Annotated in this window: 18 protein-coding genes and 1 other annotated feature; of the genes, 1 reads left to right on the top strand and 17 read right to left on the bottom strand. The window is 49.6% G+C overall.

The annotated features are described in order from the left end of the window. The first annotated feature begins 1 nt into the window (after window position 1). Complete coding sequence (locus Q9R23_RS03145) at window positions 2–973, top strand: zinc-binding dehydrogenase (protein WP_311246392.1); 972 nt, start codon at window positions 2–4, stop codon at window positions 971–973. Between the two features lie 111 nt (window positions 974–1,084). Here Q9R23_RS03145 and Q9R23_RS03140 read toward each other — a convergent pair whose 3' ends face one another. From Q9R23_RS03140 to Q9R23_RS03060, 17 genes are all read right to left on the bottom strand, one after another. Further along, entirely contained in the window at window positions 1,085–1,894 is an 810-nt protein-coding gene (locus Q9R23_RS03140; protein WP_214854591.1) for a GNAT family N-acetyltransferase, read from the bottom strand. Window positions 1,895–1,975: 81 nt separating this feature from the next. Continuing rightward, window positions 1,976–2,617, bottom strand: a complete 642-nt coding sequence (gene pyrE / locus Q9R23_RS03135) for an orotate phosphoribosyltransferase (RefSeq protein ID WP_396136354.1) — start codon at window positions 2,615–2,617, stop codon at window positions 1,976–1,978. Continuing rightward, window positions 2,605–3,306: an orotidine-5'-phosphate decarboxylase gene (pyrF, locus tag Q9R23_RS03130; RefSeq protein WP_214854596.1), complete on the bottom strand. Its 702-nt coding sequence runs from the start codon at window positions 3,304–3,306 to the stop codon at window positions 2,605–2,607. Before pyrF ends, pyrE begins: the two co-directional genes overlap by 13 nt. After that, complete coding sequence (locus tag Q9R23_RS03125; RefSeq protein ID WP_290759506.1) at window positions 3,281–4,210, bottom strand: dihydroorotate dehydrogenase; 930 nt, start codon at window positions 4,208–4,210, stop codon at window positions 3,281–3,283. The genes pyrF and Q9R23_RS03125 overlap by 26 nt, the downstream gene beginning before the upstream one ends. After that, window positions 4,210–4,941 carry an iron-sulfur cluster-binding protein gene (locus tag Q9R23_RS03120; protein ID WP_290759332.1) on the bottom strand — a complete coding sequence of 244 codons (732 nt, stop codon included), beginning with the start codon at window positions 4,939–4,941 and terminating at the stop codon, window positions 4,210–4,212. Before Q9R23_RS03120 ends, Q9R23_RS03125 begins: the two co-directional genes overlap by 1 nt. After that, a complete protein-coding gene (gene carB / locus Q9R23_RS03115; protein ID WP_035406847.1) occupies window positions 4,938–8,147 on the bottom strand; it encodes a carbamoyl-phosphate synthase large subunit in 3,210 nt (1,069 codons plus the stop codon). The genes Q9R23_RS03120 and carB overlap by 4 nt, the downstream gene beginning before the upstream one ends. Beyond that, complete coding sequence (locus Q9R23_RS03110) at window positions 8,140–9,228, bottom strand: carbamoyl phosphate synthase small subunit (RefSeq protein WP_056062324.1); 1,089 nt, start codon at window positions 9,226–9,228, stop codon at window positions 8,140–8,142. Before Q9R23_RS03110 ends, carB begins: the two co-directional genes overlap by 8 nt. Continuing rightward, a complete protein-coding gene (locus Q9R23_RS03105) occupies window positions 9,221–10,492 on the bottom strand; it encodes a dihydroorotase (protein WP_056062328.1) in 1,272 nt (423 codons plus the stop codon). The genes Q9R23_RS03110 and Q9R23_RS03105 overlap by 8 nt, the downstream gene beginning before the upstream one ends. Further along, window positions 10,476–11,411, bottom strand: a complete 936-nt coding sequence (locus tag Q9R23_RS03100; RefSeq protein ID WP_311246391.1) for an aspartate carbamoyltransferase catalytic subunit — start codon at window positions 11,409–11,411, stop codon at window positions 10,476–10,478. The genes Q9R23_RS03105 and Q9R23_RS03100 overlap by 17 nt, the downstream gene beginning before the upstream one ends. Window positions 11,412–11,531: 120 nt before the next feature. Next, window positions 11,532–12,854: a uracil-xanthine permease family protein gene (locus Q9R23_RS03095; protein ID WP_311246390.1), complete on the bottom strand. Its 1,323-nt coding sequence runs from the start codon at window positions 12,852–12,854 to the stop codon at window positions 11,532–11,534. 51 nt (window positions 12,855–12,905) lie between these two features. Next, complete coding sequence (pyrR, locus tag Q9R23_RS03090; RefSeq protein ID WP_238240103.1) at window positions 12,906–13,436, bottom strand: bifunctional pyr operon transcriptional regulator/uracil phosphoribosyltransferase PyrR; 531 nt, start codon at window positions 13,434–13,436, stop codon at window positions 12,906–12,908. Window positions 13,437–13,683: 247 nt separating this feature from the next. After that, complete coding sequence (locus Q9R23_RS03085) at window positions 13,684–14,607, bottom strand: RluA family pseudouridine synthase (protein WP_214854600.1); 924 nt, start codon at window positions 14,605–14,607, stop codon at window positions 13,684–13,686. Beyond that, window positions 14,604–15,080: a signal peptidase II gene (lspA, locus tag Q9R23_RS03080; RefSeq protein ID WP_056062334.1), complete on the bottom strand. Its 477-nt coding sequence runs from the start codon at window positions 15,078–15,080 to the stop codon at window positions 14,604–14,606. The genes Q9R23_RS03085 and lspA overlap by 4 nt, the downstream gene beginning before the upstream one ends. Window positions 15,081–15,152: 72 nt before the next feature. Next, entirely contained in the window at window positions 15,153–17,888 is a 2,736-nt protein-coding gene (gene ileS, locus Q9R23_RS03075) for an isoleucine--tRNA ligase (protein ID WP_311246389.1), read from the bottom strand. A gap of 56 nt (window positions 17,889–17,944) precedes the next feature. Then, window positions 17,945–18,188 (bottom strand) — a binding site (T-box leader). After that, the gene (locus tag Q9R23_RS03070) at window positions 18,189–18,710 is read right to left on the bottom strand and encodes a DivIVA domain-containing protein (RefSeq protein ID WP_023468794.1); all 522 of its coding nucleotides are present in this window, start codon (window positions 18,708–18,710) and stop codon (window positions 18,189–18,191) included. Window positions 18,711–18,733: 23 nt separating this feature from the next. Then, window positions 18,734–19,504: a YlmH family RNA-binding protein gene (locus Q9R23_RS03065; RefSeq protein ID WP_035406822.1), complete on the bottom strand. Its 771-nt coding sequence runs from the start codon at window positions 19,502–19,504 to the stop codon at window positions 18,734–18,736. Next, entirely contained in the window at window positions 19,501–19,776 is a 276-nt protein-coding gene (locus tag Q9R23_RS03060; RefSeq protein WP_035406819.1) for a YggT family protein, read from the bottom strand. The genes Q9R23_RS03065 and Q9R23_RS03060 overlap by 4 nt, the downstream gene beginning before the upstream one ends.

The following is a 19,776-nucleotide window of genomic DNA, read 5'->3' as shown; positions in this document are numbered from 1 at the left end:
CATGAAAGCATGGTTAAATCACTCAGGTACAGCGATTGATCAATGGACATTCGAAGAGGTCAAGACGCCGACGCCAGGAGAAGGACAAGCCTTGATTCGCGTCAAGACGGTCGCACTGAATCCCGTCGACTATAAGGCGACCAACAATCCAGCTTGGACGTTCCCGCATATTCCAGGCGTCGATCTAGCGGGTGTCGTCGAACAAATCGGCCCAGGCGCAGAAGTGAAAATCGGTGATCGTGTAGCGATTCATACGAACCTGCAACGCGATGGTGCTTTTGCTGAATATGCACTCGTCGATACGCGTGCCCTCGCCCTGATTCCGGAAGACATCTCATTCACTGAAGCCGCTGCGATTCTTTGCGCAGGCATGACTGCCTATGAAGCGATCGTTCAGAAGATGAACACGACAGGGAAAGAAACGATCCTCATTCATGCTGGTGCAGGTGGTGTCGGTGGCATCGGCATTCAACTCGCGAAACGCCTTGGTCTTAAGGTCGCGACGACTGCTTCGACAGAAAACCATGAGTGGGTCAAGCGACTCGGTGCCGATCTTGCCATCGACTACAAAAAAGAAAATGTCACGGATGTCATTCGCGATTGGACGAACGATCGCGGTGCTGACTTGATTTTCAATACGGTCGGTCGAGATGAAGCAACAGCGGATCTCGGACGTCTTGCCTTCTCGGGGCAACTCGCCTTCATCGCCGGTGGTCCCGATCAGTCGGTCGTCAAGCCGTTCACGCTCTCCCCTTCGATCCATGAAGTGGCACTCGCGGCTGCTTATGCCAGCGAAGATGACCGTGCGATCCGAAACCTCGGTCATATGGCAAGTGAATTATTAAAACTCGTCGCAGCGAAAGAACTCGATCCACTCGTCACAGAGGAGATTCCAGCAACTGACATCGTCAAAGGATTACAACGTCTATCTGAACGTCACGTCCGTGGTAAAATCATCGCTAAATTTAACTAATACTTGCCGTGGCACAAAACAGCCGACTGTCCTTAGATAATAGGACGGTCGGCTGCTGTCGTACTCTATTTTTTAAATTCTTAACGTTGACTGAAAAAGCATCAGCCATGTTCACCGGTAGCGTTCTTGTTTTTTGATATGTAAGGATCGTCCGACTAACTCGAAACCGACATGCTGATAGATTTTATTCGCTGTCTGGTTCGACCAATCGGTATAGAGCGTCACGACCGGATAAGACTGTAGGAGGTGTTCAGATAGTTTTGCGACAAGATAAGAAGCATATCCATTCCCACGTAGTTTTTTCGGCGTATAGACGTAAGAAATCGTAATCCCAGTTTGCGTGGGACGTGTCGCTGCCGCCATCGCGACGAGCGTATTTCCACTAAACAATCCGAACAAGCTTCCTTGCTGAATGTGTCGCGTCATTGACTGATGGAGTTGCGTAAGCTGTCGATCAGATGGACGCGTTTCGACCTCATATAAAAATCCGGACGCAAATTCTAAGGCTTGTTGTCCTTCATCGTTCAAAACCGGTCGGAAGACGACGTTCTCCTGAACATGTGGCATCTCGACCTTCGTCAATGCATACATCCCTTGTTCCATATGTACCTCATACATGGAATGTGGGAGTAAAAGCGGCGCTAAGATGACCTGTTCTCCGACGAATCCTGGACTATCCAGAATTCGCGCAAGCTTTCGAATCCCTTCTTGCGAGAACATATCCCCTGCGACGATGACTTGCTCCGGTATCGTTTGCAATATGACGAGACGATGATCGCCTTCTTGTGCCGTTGCCATCAAGAGCGGTTCATCCCCACGTTCTAATATACCTAGAATCAACTGATGCGTATCTGGACGTTCAAGCAGAAACGGGAGGACGACCATTTTGAATTGTTCATAATCACGATAATGCGTCACCATAGTCGACGACCTCCTTTATTTCTATAGTGTACCAAATCATGCACTAGAAATCGTAGGTCGTCCGACGGAATCTATCTGTTTTTACACGTTTGCGGTAAAACGTTCGCTCCAAGCAACTGGGTCCTTCGACCAATCTGCCAATTGTTCCTGTTCTTCTACCGTGATATCCCCTTGTTGTTGTGCCGTTTCAAGTAACGCTTCGAACGTCAGTAATGCATCCGCGTCAATCTTCGCGTCTCGGAGATTGTTCTTCAAGCGTTCCATCCCGTAAGAGAAAATCGCTTGAATCCGAATGACGTTCGCTCCCTTTGCTTGGAGTGCTTCCGCTGCCTCGATCGCAGACATCCCCGTTGACAATAAGTCTTCGATGACGACGACGCGTTGGCCTGGTTGAATAACACCTTCGATTTGATTACCTTTCCCATGTTTCTTACTGCCACTACGCACGTAGACCATCGGTAACCCTAATCGTTCCGCGACGAATGCCGCGTGAGGAATACCTGCTGTCGCTGTTCCGGCAACGACTTCGATTCCTAAATCCTTCACTTTCTCAGCAAGGGCATCGGCAATCAAGGAGCGGACTTCTGGGTACGAAAGTGTCAACCGATTATCGCAATAGATCGGAGAACGGAGCCCACTCGCCCACGTATACGGATCGTTTGGAGATAACGTGACGGCTTTGATACGGAGTAATGCATTTGCAATTGGATTTACCATGATAATTGCCCCTTCCATTCTTCGAGTAACGCCTGATAGACCTGTTCTGGATGTTTGGCACGTGTAATCGGGCGACCAATTACTAAATCCGTCGCTCCATTTCGACGCGCATCAAGAACGGTCGCGACTCGCTTTTGATCATCTGCTTCACTGCTAGAAGGACGAATGCCTGGTGTGACAAAACGGAAGTCCGTTCGGCAAACTTCGATTAGTTCAGGAAGATCGAGCGCCGAACAGACGATACCATCTAGTCCGGCTGCTTCTGCCAGTTGCGCATACTCACGAACGACTGCCGGCATCGCTCCTTCAATCTTTAAGTCGCGTAACATCGCTTCATCCGTCGATGTCAACTGCGTCACGCCGATTAGTTGTGTCTCGGCATTCGTTTCACGAAGTCCTTCTCGCGCCGCGATCATCATCTCTTTCCCACCGGCAACATGGACGTTCGTCAATTCAACACCTAATTGCCCGATGATGCGCATCGTCCGGCGCGCCGTTTCTGGAATGTCATGGACTTTGACATCGAGGAATACAGCGTGCCCACGCTCGACGAGTTTTTGGACGAACGGTCCACCTGCAGCATAAAATAATTCCATCCCAACTTTTACGGCTGGTCGTGTCTCTTTGAACTGTTCGAGGAACGAAAACACTTCTGTTTCGGTCGGAAAATCAAGCGCGATGTAAAGTTGATTCATATGCTTTCCCCCTGATGTCTAAGATATGGTCGATGCCGAGTTCATCCATGCGACCCGGTAACTGCTGGATTAATTCTTGACAGATGTATGGATTGACGAAGTTTGCGGTACCGACGGCAACAGCGGAAGCCCCAGCGTATATCATTTCTAAGACGTCATCGACTTCCATCACGCCACCCATCCCGATAATAGGAATCGAGACTGCTTGTGCGACATCATGAATCATCCGAATCGCGACTGGCTTGATGGATGGACCGGATAATCCACCAATCCGGTTGGCAAGGATTGGCTGTCCCGTTCGGACATCGATTCGCATCCCAACGAGTGTGTTGATCATCGTCAGCCCGTCTGCACCTGCTGCTTCGACGGCACGTGCCATCTCGACGATTGAAGTGACATTCGGTGAAAGCTTAACGTAAACCGGTTTGGTCGAGACCTGTTTGACTCGACGCGTTAATTCAGCGGCAAGCAACGGATCCGTTCCGAACTGGATTCCACCTGATTTGACGTTCGGACAGGAGATATTTAATTCCAATGCATGAATGCCAGGGTGACGGCTCATTTTTTCTGCGACAAGCTCATACTCTTCTGGTGTCGATCCGGCGACATTCGCAATGATTGCTGTATCAAACGTCTCAAGGAACGGTAGTTTTTTCATTAAGATACCATCGACACCCGGATTTTGGAGACCGATTGCATTCAACATCCCCATTCCACTCTCCGCGACACGCGGCGTCGGATTTCCGTAACGTTCTTCGCCCGTCGCTGCTTTGATCATGATTGCCCCAAGCTCTGATAAATCATATAACTTTGCGTATTCCTCACCGAATCCAAAACATCCAGATGCCGGCATGATCGGGTTTTTCAAGGAAAGTCCCGGCAACTCGACACGTAATCGTTCTATCATAATACGACCTCCTCTGCCCGAAAGACTGGACCATCGGAACAAGTCTTGACGTACCCGCCTGTTGGTGTTTTACAGACACAGGCAAAACAAGCACCGATGCCGCACCCCATTCGATTTTCGATGGAGAGATACTTATGCTCAATCGGTTGTTGCTGGAGTGACCGCAACATCGGCTCTGGTCCGCAAGCGAGTAACACATCATAGTTTTCCGGATGTAAGGCAACCGTAACGAACCCTTTCATTCCATGCGTTCCATCAACCGTCGAGACCGTCGTCTTACCAAGTGCTTGGAATTCCGCTTCGTAAAAGACACTCGTTGCCGTATCAAATCCTAGAATCGCTTCACACGTCACACCACGCGCGACAAGTTGGCGCATCGTCTCATACAGCGGCGGTACCCCAATCCCTCCACCAACGAGAACGACCCGTTGATCTCGGTTGATGGCGTCGATCGGAAAACCGTTTCCGAGTGGTCCGAGGGCATCGATTTTGTCGTCGGGACGCAAGGAAGCTAGTTCTGCTGTCCCTTGTCCGATTTCTTTAAAGAGAAACGTAATCAGATCACGATCGACCCGAGCAATCGAGATCGGTCGGCGTAAGAGTGGACCGACGCGTAGATGCATGAATCGCCCCGGCGCAATGTCCTGCGGTTGCTCGAGGCGACAGACGAGTTCTGTCGCGCCTTGAGCTACCGTTCGTCGAGAGACGACCGTCAAGAGTTGCTTCATTGGATCACCACTTTCTTTTCGTGTGTGAAGGCTTGAATCGCACTCGCTTCGAACGAGCGACTCTCGATGACGCGTAGAATCGCTTCCGCCGTATCGAGTGATGTTAGACAAACGACTTGATTCTCCGCTGCTGCCCGGCGAATGATGAAGCCGTCTTTCGTGACTTGTGAGTCGCGACTCATCGTATTGATGACATACTCGATCTCCCCTTTTTCAATCACGTCGAGCATCGATTCGGAAGACGAGTCGATTTTACCGACCGTCTGAACCGGTAACCCTTGCTCCGTCAAGTACGCTGCCGTTCCTTCCGTCGCAAGCAACGTGAATCCAAGTGAGGCAAAGCGTCGTGCGAGATCTGTCATTTCTGCTTTGTCCGGGTCTGCGACTGTCAAGAGAACACGACCGTGTTCTGGAATCGCCATCCCAGAAGCAAGCAATCCTTTGTAGAGTGCTTTTTCAAGTGTTCGGTCTGTTCCGATGACTTCTCCGGTCGATTTCATTTCCGGTCCGAGCGTCGGGTCGACTTCTTTAAGCTTCGCAAACGAGAAGACCGGTACTTTGACCGAGACGAGCGATTCTTCCGGTAGGACACCACTTGTTAACCCGTAAGAAGCGAGCGTTTCACCGAGAATGATGTCCGTCGCGAGCCGCGCGACCGGAAGTCCCGTCACTTTCGAGATGAATGGCACCGTCCGGCTGGCACGCGGATTGACTTCAAGAACATAGAGTGCGCCGTCCGCATAGACAAACTGGATGTTGAGCAATCCTTTGATGCCGAATGCTTTGGCGATTCGTGTCGTGTAGTCGACGATCCGGTCCTTGATGTCTTGGGAGACACGTTGTGGCGGATAAACTCCAATCGAGTCACCTGAGTGAACACCGGCACGTTCGATATGCTCCATGATGCCTGGAATGACGACATCTGTTCCATCACAGATCGCGTCGACTTCGAGTTCGATTCCTGTCAGGTAACGGTCGACGAGGACCGGTCGTTCCGGTGAGGCGATGACCGCGTGTTTCATGTAATGTTCCAGTTCTTCTTGTGCATAGACGATTTCCATTGCCCGACCGCCGAGAACATACGATGGACGAACGAGGACCGGGTAACCGAGTGACGCTGCTGCCGTGACCGCTTCTTCGACCGTGACGGCCGTTTTACCTGGTGGCTGTGGAATGTCGAGCGCCGTCAACGCTGCTTCGAACTGTTTTCGGTCCTCTGCCCGGTCTAAATCCTCAAGCGATGTCCCGAGGATTTTTACACCTTCTGCTGCTAATGACTCAGCTAAGTTGATTGCTGTCTGTCCACCGAACTGGACGATGACACCGAGCGGACGTTCATTTCGGATGACTTCGAGGACATCCTCCGTCGTTAATGGTTCAAAGTAGAGTCGATCGGAAATCGAGAAGTCGGTCGACACGGTTTCCGGATTGTTGTTGACGATAATTGCTTCATAGCCAGCTTGACGAATCGCTTGAATCGAATGGACTGTCGCATAGTCGAACTCGACTCCTTGACCAATCCGGATCGGACCCGATCCTAAGACGAGGATCGAAGAACGATTCGTCGCGATTGCCTCATTTTCGCGTTCGTATGTTCCATAGTAGTACGGTGTATCAGAAGCGAACTCTGCCGCACACGTATCGACCATTTTATACACTGGATGAATCGCTTGCGCTTCACGCATCCGGCGAATCTCTGTTTCCGTTTGTCCTGTGATCCGGGCGAGCATTGGGTCACTGAATCCATACCGCTTCACATGAAGTAGCAGTTCAGGTGTCAAACCGGTAGCGACCGATTGCTCAAGTTGCCAAATGTGCTGTAGCTTTTCGAGGAATAAGCGATCAATTGCCGTCCAAGCATGAATCTGTTCGACGCTATAGCCGCGGACAAAACCAGCGTATAAGGCGAAAAGTCGATCATCTGTCGCCTGGCGAATCGCTTGTTGCAAAGCATCATCTGCCATTTCGATGAAGCGTGGCATGTACAAATCCGCTGTACCGATTTCAAGCGAACGAACGGCTTTCAGTAATGCCTCTTCCATCGTCCGCCCCATTGCCATAACCTCACCGGTCGCCTTCATCTGTGTCCCGAGCGTCCGATCTGCCGTTTCGAATTTATCGAACGGCCAGCGCGGAATTTTGGCGACAACATAATCGAGTGCCGGTTCGAACGAAGCAAAGCTCGTCTCGGTGATCGGGTTCTTTAATTCAGATAAGGCATACCCGACGGCAATCTTTGCAGCAAGTTTTGCGATCGGATAACCGGTCGCTTTTGAAGCAAGTGCGGACGAGCGGGAAACACGTGGATTGACTTCGATGACATAGTAGTCAAAGCTCGTCGGATCCAGCGCGAACTGGATGTTACATCCACCTTCGATACCGAGTGCGCGAATGATATCGAGTGAGACGTTACGTAGCAGTTGATAATCGCGATCCGATAACGTTTGCGTCGGAGCAAAGACGATCGAGTCTCCGGTATGAACACCAACCGGGTCGAAGTTTTCCATCGCACAGACGATGATGGCTTGGTTCGTTGCATCACGCATGACTTCAAATTCGACCTCTTTCATCCCAGCAATTGATTTTTCAAGGAGTACTTGTGTTGCCGGACTTGCCTTGAGTCCCCCTTCGACGATTCGCGTGAACTCTTCCGGTGTATGGGCGATTCCACCACCCGTTCCTCCGAGTGTATATGCTGGACGGATGATGATTGGTAGACCAATCTGTTGTCGGAATTGTTGTGCTTCTTCGAGCGAATGCACGATTTCACTATCCGGTACGCCATGTCCGCGTCTAAACATCAGTTGACGGAACAAATCACGATCTTCTGCCTCTTCGATTGCTGATAATTTCGTTCCGAGCAACTCGACATTGTATTCAGCTAGGACACCAAGACGATCTAGTTCAACAGCCAAGTTCAGACCCGTCTGACCGCCAAGTGTCGCAAGTAAGGCGTCTGGTCGTTCCTTCCGAATGATCCGCGAAACGAACTCTGCTTGAAGAGGCTCGATGTAGACGCGATCAGCAACTGTTGGATCTGTCATGATTGTCGCTGGATTCGAGTTGACGAGGATGACTTCATATCCTTCTTCCTTTAAGGCTTGACACGCTTGTGTTCCTGCGTAGTCGAATTCAGCGGCTTGTCCGATTACGATTGGACCGGACCCGATAACGAGAATCTTCTGGATATCTTGACGTTTAGGCATGAGAGACCTCCTGTTGTTTCGTGATTTCTTCTAAAAACTGTTGGAATAGACCGTTCGCATCCATTGGACCGGGTGATGCTTCCGGATGATACTGGACGGAGAAGACAGATGCTGACGTATGACGGATGCCTTCGACCGTTCCATCGTTGATTGCGAGATGCGTTACTTCAAGCACTGTATGTTGCAATGATTGTTCATCGACGGCATATCCATGGTTTTGCGACGTGATGTCGACGCGACCTGTCCGGATATCTTGGACGGGATGATTCGCCCCCCGGTGACCGAATGGCAGTTTGAACGTATCCGCGCCATGTGCTAGTGCAATCAACTGGTGCCCAAGACAAATTCCGAAGATGACGACTTTCCCTGTCAATTCTTGAATCAGCGGAATCGCTGTCGGGACATCCTTTGGGTTCCCTGGTCCGTTCGACAGCATTACACCGTCTGGACGATAGCGTAAGACTTCCGTTGCGCTCACGTCGTATGGTACGACGACAACTTCACAGCCGCGTTTGACAAGTTCGCGGACGATTCCGAGCTTCGCTCCGAAGTCGACGAGAACGATTCGTGGTCCAGCTCCTGGGATGATATACGCCCGTTCCGTTGAAGCACGTTTGACTTGATCCGTCTCGATTGGTGCATCTTGCAGGTGGCTTAATTCCTCTTCTAGGTCGAACTCTCCATCAACGAGTCGGCCGCGCATGACGCCTTTCGAGCGGATATGTCGTGTTAACTGTCGCGTATCGATTCCACTTAATCCTGGAATATCAAGATCTCGAAGAGCTGCATCGAGCGACATCTCACTGCGGAAGTTCGACGGTGTTTGGCAATGTTCGCGGACAATCAATGCTTTAGCGAGTGGACGCGTCGTTTCATAGTCTTCTCGATTGACTCCGTAATTGCCGATCAACGGATTCGTCAGCACGATCATCTGATCACAGTAAGATGGATCCGATAGCATCTCTTGATAACCAGTCATTCCGGTTTGGAAGACGACCTCTCCTGTTGTTGTCGTGTCCGATCCAAACGCCGTTCCTTCAAACGTCATACCATCCTCTAACACCAGTGTCCGTTTACGCATGTGCTATGTCCTCCTTGAATACGATTTCTCCCTTGACGAGCGTCATGACCGGGAATCCTTTTAACCGTTCTCCTGCGAACGGTGTGTTCTTACCTTTTGAACGGAACCGTTCCGGTGAAACCGTCCGCTCCGTCTCTAGATCAAGCAGGACTAAGTCTGCTTCCGCCCCCACTTCGAGTTTGCCGTAAGGTAGTTCAAAAATCGCTGCTGCCTTGTCCGTCAAATTCCGAATCAGTGTCTCAAGTGTCATCTTGCCTTCAGCGACAAGCTTCGTATAGAGGAGCGGGAATGCTGTCTCGAATCCTGTGATGCCAAACGGGGCGCGTTCGATACCGAGTGCCTTCTCTTCTGCTGCATGAGGAGCGTGATCCGTTGCGATGCAATCAATCGTTCCGTCTGCTAATCCTTCGAGCAATGCTTGGCGATCTGCCTCACTCCGCAGTGGTGGATTCATTTTAAAGTTCGGATCCTGATTCGATATGTCTTCATCGATCAATACAAGATGGTGCGGTGTGACTTCTGCTGTCACTCGGATCCCTGCTCGTTTGGCGTCACGAATGACGCGAACGGATTCTTTCGTCGAGACATGACAGACGTGATAATGACAGCCGGTTTCTTCTGCAATCAGGACATCACGTGCGATGTGGATACTCTCAGCAAGCGATGGAATACCTTGCAAACCTTCCCGTCGACTGTAGTTTCCTTCGTGCACACATCCTGCTTTTAACGAATCATCTTCGCAGTGGGCAACAATCGTCTTCCCGAGCCGTGCTGCTTGTTGCATTGCCGTTCGCATGACAGCTGCCGTCTGGACCCCGACACCATCATCCGTGAATGCCACGGCATCCGTTAATTGATCGAACGCGACGAGTTCTTGTCCGAGTTGATTTTTTGAAATCGCCGCGTAAGGCAAAACCCGGACAGATGCCGTCTCTTCAATCTTTTGGAACAATGCATCAAGTGTTTGACGATCGTCCGGTACGGGACGCGTATTCGGCATCGGACAAATCGTCGTAAATCCACCAGCTGCCGCAGCTGCCGTACCTGTCGCAATTGTCTCCTTATGTTCGCCGCCCGGTTCCCGCAGGTGGACATGGATGTCGACGAATCCTGGTGCAACGAATAATCCGGAAGCATCAATGACCGTTTCCCCAACTTGCGGTATTGCTGCTAAGTCCGTGATTTTTCCAGCTTCGATTCGAATATCCCCTGTTCGAACTTGTCCAGCCTCGTACCATCTCGCATTTTCAATTCGTGTTGTCATCTGCATCGTCTCCTTTGATTGTTTTCATCGAAAAGCACCATTCCAGAATCGCCATTCGCGCAAAGACACCATTTTTCATCTGTTCAAAAATCCGCGATTGCGGGTGTTCGACGAGTTCGTCGGCAATCTCGACTCCGCGATTGACCGGTGCCGGATGTAGGACGATCGCTGAAGGTTTCAGTCGATTCATCCGCTCATGCGTCAATCCATGTGTGACGTGATAGACATCTGGATCAAACCGTGTCGTTCCGTCATGCCGTTCGTGCTGGACTCGAAGCAACATCAAGATGTCACACTGTTCAACTGCTTCGTCCATTGAAAGATATGGTATTCCCATCGCTTCGTCATACCATTCGCGTGGTCCTGATCCATAGACGATGGCGCCAAATCGTTTTAAGATATCGGCATTCGACCGAGCGACACGACTATGTTGTAAATCCCCACAGATGACGACTACTTTTCCTACAATCGTTCCAAACGTCTCGACCATCGTCATCAAATCAAGCAAGGACTGCGATGGATGCTGTCCGCTCCCGTCTCCTGCATTGATGATCGGAATATCGAGTGTCTGCATCAATTCTTCATAATAACCGGTGTCACCGTGACGAATGACCAATCCATCGGCGCCAATCGCTTCGAGTGTTTTGCACGTATCGTGTAACGTCTCACCTTTTTGCACGGATGACGTCGCTGTTTCAAACGGCAGTAGATGCATGTTCAAGCGATGCTCTGCCATTTCAAAGGAAGAGCGTGTCCGCGTCGAGTTTTCAAAAAACAGATTGACGAGTGTCTTGTCGGAAAAGTCTGGTGCCGGTTCGCCTTGTTTAAAAGCGAGACTACGTTCAATCAACGAATTGATCTCCGTTATGGATAAGCTTTCTAAATTGACGAAATGTCGGGTTTGCAAGATCGTTTTCATGTATTTCACTCCTTCAGGTCATGAAAAAGGCGCACCTTCTAAGTGAAGGTGCGCCGAAAGAAGACAGAGGAGTCCCTGCATCTTTTCATGGCCTTCACTTTATCGTTCTCTCGGAACGTCTTAAAAGTTGTTCGCTACAGATTGAGTTGTAGAGTTTTCCGTTGTTTCAATTGTTTCTTCGACCTGTTCCGTCGTTTTCGGAAGGATCAGATTCAGGATGATCCCAAGAATCGTCGCTAGTGCCATACCTTCGAGGGAGAAGTTCCCGATTTTCAAGGCGGCCCCTCCGATTCCCGTGACAAGAATGACGGCTGTGATCGTCAAGTTCCGTTTATCAGCAAGGTCGATCTTACTTTCCGTCAGTGTCCGGAGACCGTTTGACGCGATGACTCCGAATAAGAGAATACTGATGCCACCCATCACTGGTGTCGGAATCGTCTTGATGAATCCTTCGACGTATCCGAGGAATCCGAAGCTGATCGCAAGAACCGCTGCCCCACCTAGAACGAAGACACTGTAGACCCGTGTGATCGACATGACGCCGTTGTTCTCACCGTACGTCGTAACCGGTGGTCCACCAAGCATCGAAGCGACTGTCTTCGCGATTCCGTCGCCAAGTACTGTCCGGTGCATCCCTGGATCAAGGAGCGTCTCGCGCCCGATGATCCGTGATGTCACTTTTTGTTCGCCGATGTGCTCCGTCAGTGTGACGAGCGTCACGGGAACGATCAGAAGCAAGGCAGCTGTATTCCATGATGGTGTGTAATTCAAGAACGGAATCGTGAAGTCCGGCACGTGGAAGAACGTTGCCTGTTGAAGTGGTTTGAAGTCAATGATTCCGACCGATGCCGCAACGAGATAACCGACCGTGATTCCGAACAGGATCGGAATCGTGCTCCACATTCCTTTTAAATACGTCATTGCGAGAAGTGTGACACCGAGCGTGACCATCGCGACGAGGAAGTAAAGTCCGTTGTACTTACCGTCCGCTCCGTTCATCGCCATGTTGACAGCGGTCGGGGCAAGCGATAACCCGATAACCATGATGACCGGACCGATGACAACAGGCGGGAGTAAGCGAAGCAACCAAGCAGCCCCCGTGTAACGGATGAGAAGTGAGACAAGTCCGTAGACGAGTCCAGCGACCATTCCGCCGATTAAGGCGTCCTCGACACCCCACCGTTCACTGACGGCGATGATCGGGGCGATGTAGGCAAAACTAGAACCAAGATATGTGGGTACTTTGAAGCGAGTGACGGCGAGGAAAATCAGTGTGCCGACTCCGCTTGCGACGAGCGCGACCGATGTGTTGAGTCCCGTTAAGAGCGGGACGAGCACGGTCGCACCAAACATCGCGAAGACGTGTTGTAGGCTGAGCATCAGCCAATTTAGAGGGTGAGTAGGTACTTCTTGTACATCAAGTACTGCGGCATGTTTTGCCATATGGATGACTCCCTTTCTGGTCTCTCTGGACCACCTTAAAGGTTTTGATTTTTAGCGTTTAATGAATACTTGATCGGCTTCGTCGACTTCAGCGAGCGCGACGACGACTTGCTCGTCACGTGACGTCGGAACGTTCTTGCCAATGAAATCTGGACGGATCGGTAACTCTCGATGCCCACGATCGACGAGGACAGCGAGTTGAATCATACTCGGTCTTCCGTGGTCGACGAGTGCGTCCATCGCGGCACGGACGGTGCGTCCTGTGTAGAGGACATCGTCAACGAGGACGACGATTTTTCCGGTGATGTCTTCCGGTAGATCAGATCCTTTTATTTCTGGCTCTAAACTTCGCTTTGACAAGTCATCTCGGTACATTGAGATGTCGACGACACCGAGTAAGACCGACTTTCCTTCAATCTGTTCGATCCGCTTCGCAAGGCGGCGCGCGAGTGTCTCACCACGCGTCTTGATTCCGACGATCATTAAATCAGCAATACCTTTGTTACGTTCGATGATTTCATGGGCGATCCGTGTCAGTGCGCGTCCAATCGCGGCTTCATCTAAGATGACGGCTGGTTTCATGGTTTCTCCTTTCATACAAAAGACCTTCTGCGGAAATCCGCAGAAGGTCATCGAAGACAGAATCATGGCATACGTCTTGTATGCATGCCTACGCACGTTGTGGTAGGTTCTCCCTTTCGCAGCCTCTCCGGACTCGATTAAAGGTGATACTAGTTTGGTAGGATCGTCGCTCGGACGACCGAAGTGTCAGTAGAGGATGTCTCGCATCGCTCTCTAGGTGATACTCTACCGTTTTATTAGAAAAACGTCAAGACTCTAATTCAAGTTTTTTCAGCTGACCGATTTCAAATGTCATCTCTTCTGGGAGTGGTGCTTCAAAACGCATCCATTCGCCTGTCCGTGGATGTTCGAAGCCGAGAACCGCAGCATGCAAGGCTTGACCATTCATTTTCATCGTCTTACGTGGACCATATTTCGGGTCACCGGCAAGCGGAAAACCGATATAACGCATGTGGACACGGATTTGGTGTGTCCGCCCTGTTTCGAGTTTACATTCAACGACTGTAAAACCTTCGTACCGATCGAGAACACGGAAATGGGTTACGGCAGATTTTGAATTCTTATCCGTTACCGTCATCCGTTGACGATCGTTCTTATCGCGTCCGATCGGTGCTTCAATCGTTCCGAGCTCGTGCGGAATCTCACCGTGTACGAGCGCAATGTAGAGACGTTCCGTCGTTTTCTCTTTCAACTGATGCGCGAGTGATTCATGCGCTAAGTCGTTCTTAGCAACCATCAACAGACCAGACGTGTCCTTATCGATTCGGTGAACGATTCCTGGACGTTTGACACCATTAATGCCCGAGAGATCTTGACAATGATGTAATAAGGCATTGACGAGGGTCCCTGAGACATGACCTGCCGCTGGGTGGACGACCATACCTTTTGGTTTGTTGACGACAATGACATCTGAGTCCTCGTAGACGACCTCAAGCGGGATATCTTCTGGTAAAATCTCGAGTTCTACCGTTTCCGGGATATGAACGGTAATCGATTCTGTTCCCGATAATTTATAGTTTGGTTTAACGACACGACCATCGACTTCGACGCGTCCCGCTTTTAACCATTCCTGTACTTGCGAACGCGACCATTCATTTTGTTCTGCGAGCCACTTATCAATGCGCCCTGTCGCTCCATCCGCTTGTACGGACCATGTTTCTACTTCATTCATTTATCCATCGTTCCTTTCTTAGTCAACCGTTCTTCGAACATGACGCTAATCAGCATCGTGATGACACCAAACGTCAAACAGACGTCTGCGACATTAAAGATCGGGAAATTATAGCCGAACGGGAAGAAGTGGAAGAAATCAACGACTTCTCCTCGAACCATTCGATCAATGAAATTTCCGATCGCACCACTAAGTAGTAGCGAGATACTCCAAGCAAACACCTTATTTTTCGTGCCTTCCTTGTAGAGGAAGTAAATCAATCCAATGACGACGATAATCGTGACGAAGAAGAAGAAACCGAATTTACCTTCGAGCATTCCCCATGCGGCGCCACGGTTCCGATACGAGTTGAGATAAAAGAAATCCGGAATGACTGTGATCGCTTGACCGATCGTCATATTTTGAACGACGATCCATTTCGTCAACTGGTCGATTCCAACGAGTAAAGCAGCAATCCCTAAGTAAAGCCACATCCTATTGTCCTCCGCATCCAAAAATAATGAGGGACGTCCTGCGAAGTCGCAGTCGCCCCTCCCTTTGTATCATTATAAAGAATTGGCGACTTCAGTACAACGTGGGCAAAGCGTCGGATGAGCCGGATCTTGTCCGAGTTCTGTCGAATATGTCCAACAACGTTCACATTTTTCACCGTCAGCTTTTTGAACTGTAATACCGGTCGTCTCATACATCTTATCCGTTGTATCCACGAATTCGAGTTGTGAGACTTGGAGCAACTGCTCAAGATGATCAATCGTTTTAAGCAATGCTTTCGTTTCTTCCTTCGGTGCAAGCAAGAGTTTTGCTTCGAGTGTCTTACCGACGAGTTTCTCGACGCGTGCTTCCTCGAGTGCTTTTAAGACATCATCACGGAACGTCAGGAACGCGTTCCATTTCTCGATGAGAGCAAGTCCTTCTTCTGAGACTTCGACCGTTTCTGGAAGGTCCGTCAAGAAGATGCTCTTCGTCTCAACAGCTGGTACGAATTCCCATGCTTCGTCTGCCGTGTGTGGCAAAACAGGTGCCATCAATTGCAACAAGGCGACGACTGTATCATACATGACCGTCTGAACCGCACGACGCGATGTCGCGTCTGCTTTTTCGATATACAGGATATCTTTCGTGTAATCGAGGTAGAACGACGACAAATCAAGGACACAGAAGTTGTGGAGCAATTGATAGACCGACATGAAGTCGTACGCATCATAAGCCGCTTTTACTTTTCCAACAAGTTGGTCCAGTTTCGTACGCATGAAACGGTCTGACTCTGGTAAGTCTTCAAATGCGACTCGGTGCGTCGCAGGATCGAATTGATCCAAGTTTCCGAGAAGGAAACGAACCGTGTTCCGGATTTTACGATATGATTCTGAGACTTGTTTGAAGTTATCCATCGATGCCCGAACATCAGCTTGATAATCGACAGATGCCACCCACAAACGAAGAATCTCTGCTCCGAATTGTTGCATGACTTGGATTGGTGCAATCGTGTTCCCAATCGATTTCGACATCTTGCGACCTTGACCATCCAGAACGAATCCGTGACTGACGACCGCTTTGTATGGTGCTTTCCCAGTCGTTGCGACGGCTGTCGATAGCGACGAGTTAAACCAACCGCGGTATTGGTCAGAACCTTCAAGATAGAGATCCGCTGGACGTGTCAATTCAGGACGTGTCGCAAGGACACCGGCATGTGATGAACCAGAATCGAACCAGACATCCATGATGTCCGTTTCTTTTTTGAAGATACCGTTCGGACTTGCTGGATGTGTGAATCCTTCAGGAAGCAAGTCGACTGCTTCGCGCTCATACCAGACATTTGATCCGTGAGTTGCAAATAGATTCGCGATATGATCAATCGTTTCTGGCGTGACGATTTCCGTTCCATCTTCAGCGTAGAAGATTGGAAGTGGAACGCCCCAAGCACGTTGACGGGAGATGACCCAGTCGCCGCGGTCTTTGAACATGTTGTGGAGACGTGTTTCACCCCACTCTGGTACCCACTGGACGCCTTTGATCTCATCAAGGATTTCTGCACGGAAGTCTTTGATTGAAGCGAACCACTGTGGCGTTGCCCGGAAGATGACCGGTTTTTTTGTCCGCCAGTCGTGTGGATACGAGTGTTTGATGAATGACAGTTTTAAGAGAGCGCCTGCTTCTTCGAGTGCGAGACCGATTTCTTTGTTCGCATCTTCATAGAACATGCCTTCGAATCCAGGAGCTTCTGCCGTCATGACACCTTTATCGTCAACTGGGCAGAGAACGTCAAGCCCGTATGCTTGACCAATACGGAAGTCATCTTCCCCGTGTCCTGGAGCTGTATGAACGACACCCGTCGCTTCAGCTGTAACGTGGTCGCCAAGCATGACGAGTGATTCACGGTCATAAAGCGGATGTTTCGCTTTCACGTACTCGAAGTCCGCACCGTTGAAGACACGTCCAATTGTCGCGCCTTCCCATCCGAGCGCTTCGATGACTTCTGGAACAAGTGTTTCCGCTACGATATATCCTTTTCCTTGATACTCGATCCGCGCATACGTCAATTCTGCACTGACAGAGATTCCAAGGTTCGCTGGTATCGTCCATGGAGTGGTCGTCCAGATGACGAAATGATCCGTCGGCTCAAGGATGTTTTTTCCATCCATGACTTGGAATGCGACATAGATCGCAGCTGACCGTTTGTCTTGATATTCGATTTCTGCTTCAGCTAGTGCTGATTCAGAAGACGGTGACCAATAGACCGGCTTTTTCCCTTTATAGATATAGCCTTTGTTCGCCATGTCCCCGAACAAACGAATTTGAGCTGCTTCAAATTCTGGTTGAAGCGTGATATATGGATTGTCATAGTCACCGAGAACACCGAGACGTTTGAATTGATCACGTTGGTGATCGACTTGTTCGAGCGCATATTTCGCACATAACTCACGGAATTCCGCAACCGTCATCGATTTGCGGTCAACACCTGCTTTTTGAAGTGCTGTCTCGATAGGCAAGCCATGTGTGTCCCAACCTGGTACGTAAGGGGACTGGAAGCCATTCATCGATTTGTAACGGACGATGATGTCTTTTAAAACTTTGTTTAATCCGTGCCCCATGTGGATGTCACCGTTCGCATAAGGAGGACCATCGTGAAGGATGAACGTCGGCTTTCCAGCATTCTTTTCTTGGACCGCAGCATAGAGATTCATCTCTTCCCATCGTGCTTGCATATCCGGCTCACGTTTTGGCAAGTTGCCTCGCATTAAAAACTCCGTTTTCATCATCAATAAGGTTTCTTTGTAATCCATCTGACCATCTCTCACCTTTCGCTTTAAAAGTACAAAAAAACCAAGCTCATCCCTGAGATAGGGACGAGCTTGGCTGAACTCGCGGTACCACCCTACTAATCCTGCTGCTCGTATGTTCGACGACGCAGGACCGCTTAAGAACTCGTTAACGGGAGTGAACCGGCATGACTTACTGTTCGGCGAACGTTCAGTCATACACTCTAAGGGGATATCCCATCTCTTTCGTTGCTCGGGCTTCCACCATTTCCCGATTCGCTGTCAACTGTCCAAGATGCGACGTGTCCTTATCATTGATTTGATTTATACGACATCGTCGTCATTATACGCAACTGCTGGAACATCGTCAAGCGCTCCACGTGAAGAGAAATCAAATGCATCCCAGTCGTGGCTCGTCAATAATTCCATTTGAGCATCGATCAACACTTTGAAGCGATTGCGATAGAGTTCGATTTTCTTACGCATCTGTTCCACTTCGAAGTCCGTCCGTTGTGCCCGGCGTTGTGCCGCATCTTGCAATTGCTCTGCTTCGCGTTCTGCCTGTTTCAAGATCAAGCTTGCTTCTTTTGAAGCATTCGCTTTCACTTCTTCTGCCGCTTCCTGTGCGACAATAATCGATTTATTCAATGTTTCTTCCATCGAACTAAAGTAATCGACACGCGCTTGCATGTTTTGGATGACTTCCTGTTGTTGACGGTTCTCACGTAACAACAACTCAAAATCCTTGATGACCTGATCTAGGAATTCGTTCACTTCATCCTCGTCGTAGCCGCGAAACTTTCGTGTGAACTCCTTATTATGAATATCGAGTGGCGTTAATGGCATGATGAATTCCTCCTCCGCATTTTTTATCCTTTTAAAATACCGTATTGTAGTTTGATTCGATCCCGTTTCGTTGATCCGAGAATCGCAATCAGTTTGACGCGTCCCGTTCCACGTAAGGAAAGCAGATCCCCTTCTTCAAGCATGAAACTCACGTCATCGACTACCTTATAATTCACTTTACTTTCACCCTGTTTAATGAGCGTCTGTGCCTTTTGACGGGAGAAGCCGAGAATTTCACTGACGACAGTATCGAACCGAAGTGAGCTGACGAACCCGAGCGTCTCTTCCCACTCTTGTTCCTTCACTTTCAAGCGATCTTCTGCGTCTACGCGCGAAAGACGAATCTTCGTCTTACCTGCGCGTTCGACGTTTGCTTCGATATATGTCGCAACTTCGTCCGCGACAGCAAATTGCACTTGATCCTGGATGATGACGTCGCCGAACTTGGCACGTTTCAATCCGACGTTCAATAATGTACCGGTGACTTGACGATGAGATAGTTCAACGAATTTAGTAGGATAATGAATGCGATAAATGGAAATGTCAAAGTCATCCGCGTTGTATTCATAATAGTCTGGTGCGAGGATTGCTCGTTTACGTTCGGCGCCTTCGAAACCGCCCTCAAAAAAGAGGGCGCATTTCGAACCGACGAGTTCTTGTGTGATTTGCTGTTCACGAGGGTCTAGAAAATCCGTTAATTTAAACGTATACGTCGCTTCCACGTGATCAATCCAGTTCAAGACCGAATCGACGAATTCCCGCTCGCTTCCACGATAATGATCATATACACTCATACGAAGAAGATAGCTCGGATACCGGATTGTGCCAAGTTCAAGACGAGAAAGGCAACAATCGGCGAGATATCTAGCATGCCTCCGATAGGCGGGATAATACGACGGAAGGGTGCTAGGAATGGCTCGACCAACATCGCGAGCACTTGTCCGAATTTCGAATCACGGGCATTCGGGAACCAAGATAGCAGAATGTACACAATCATGACATAACTATAATATTGTAATAACGTACTTAATGTACGACCAATCGCGTACATCACTTGTGAATCCAT

Origin of the sequence: Exiguobacterium sp. BRG2 (assembly GCF_031844245.1) — a bacterium.
Classification (GTDB): Bacteria; Bacillota; Bacilli; order Exiguobacteriales; family Exiguobacteriaceae; genus Exiguobacterium_A.
The sequence above is the reverse complement of the archived record's forward strand: the minus strand, read 5'-3'. Positions and strand labels throughout refer to the sequence as shown.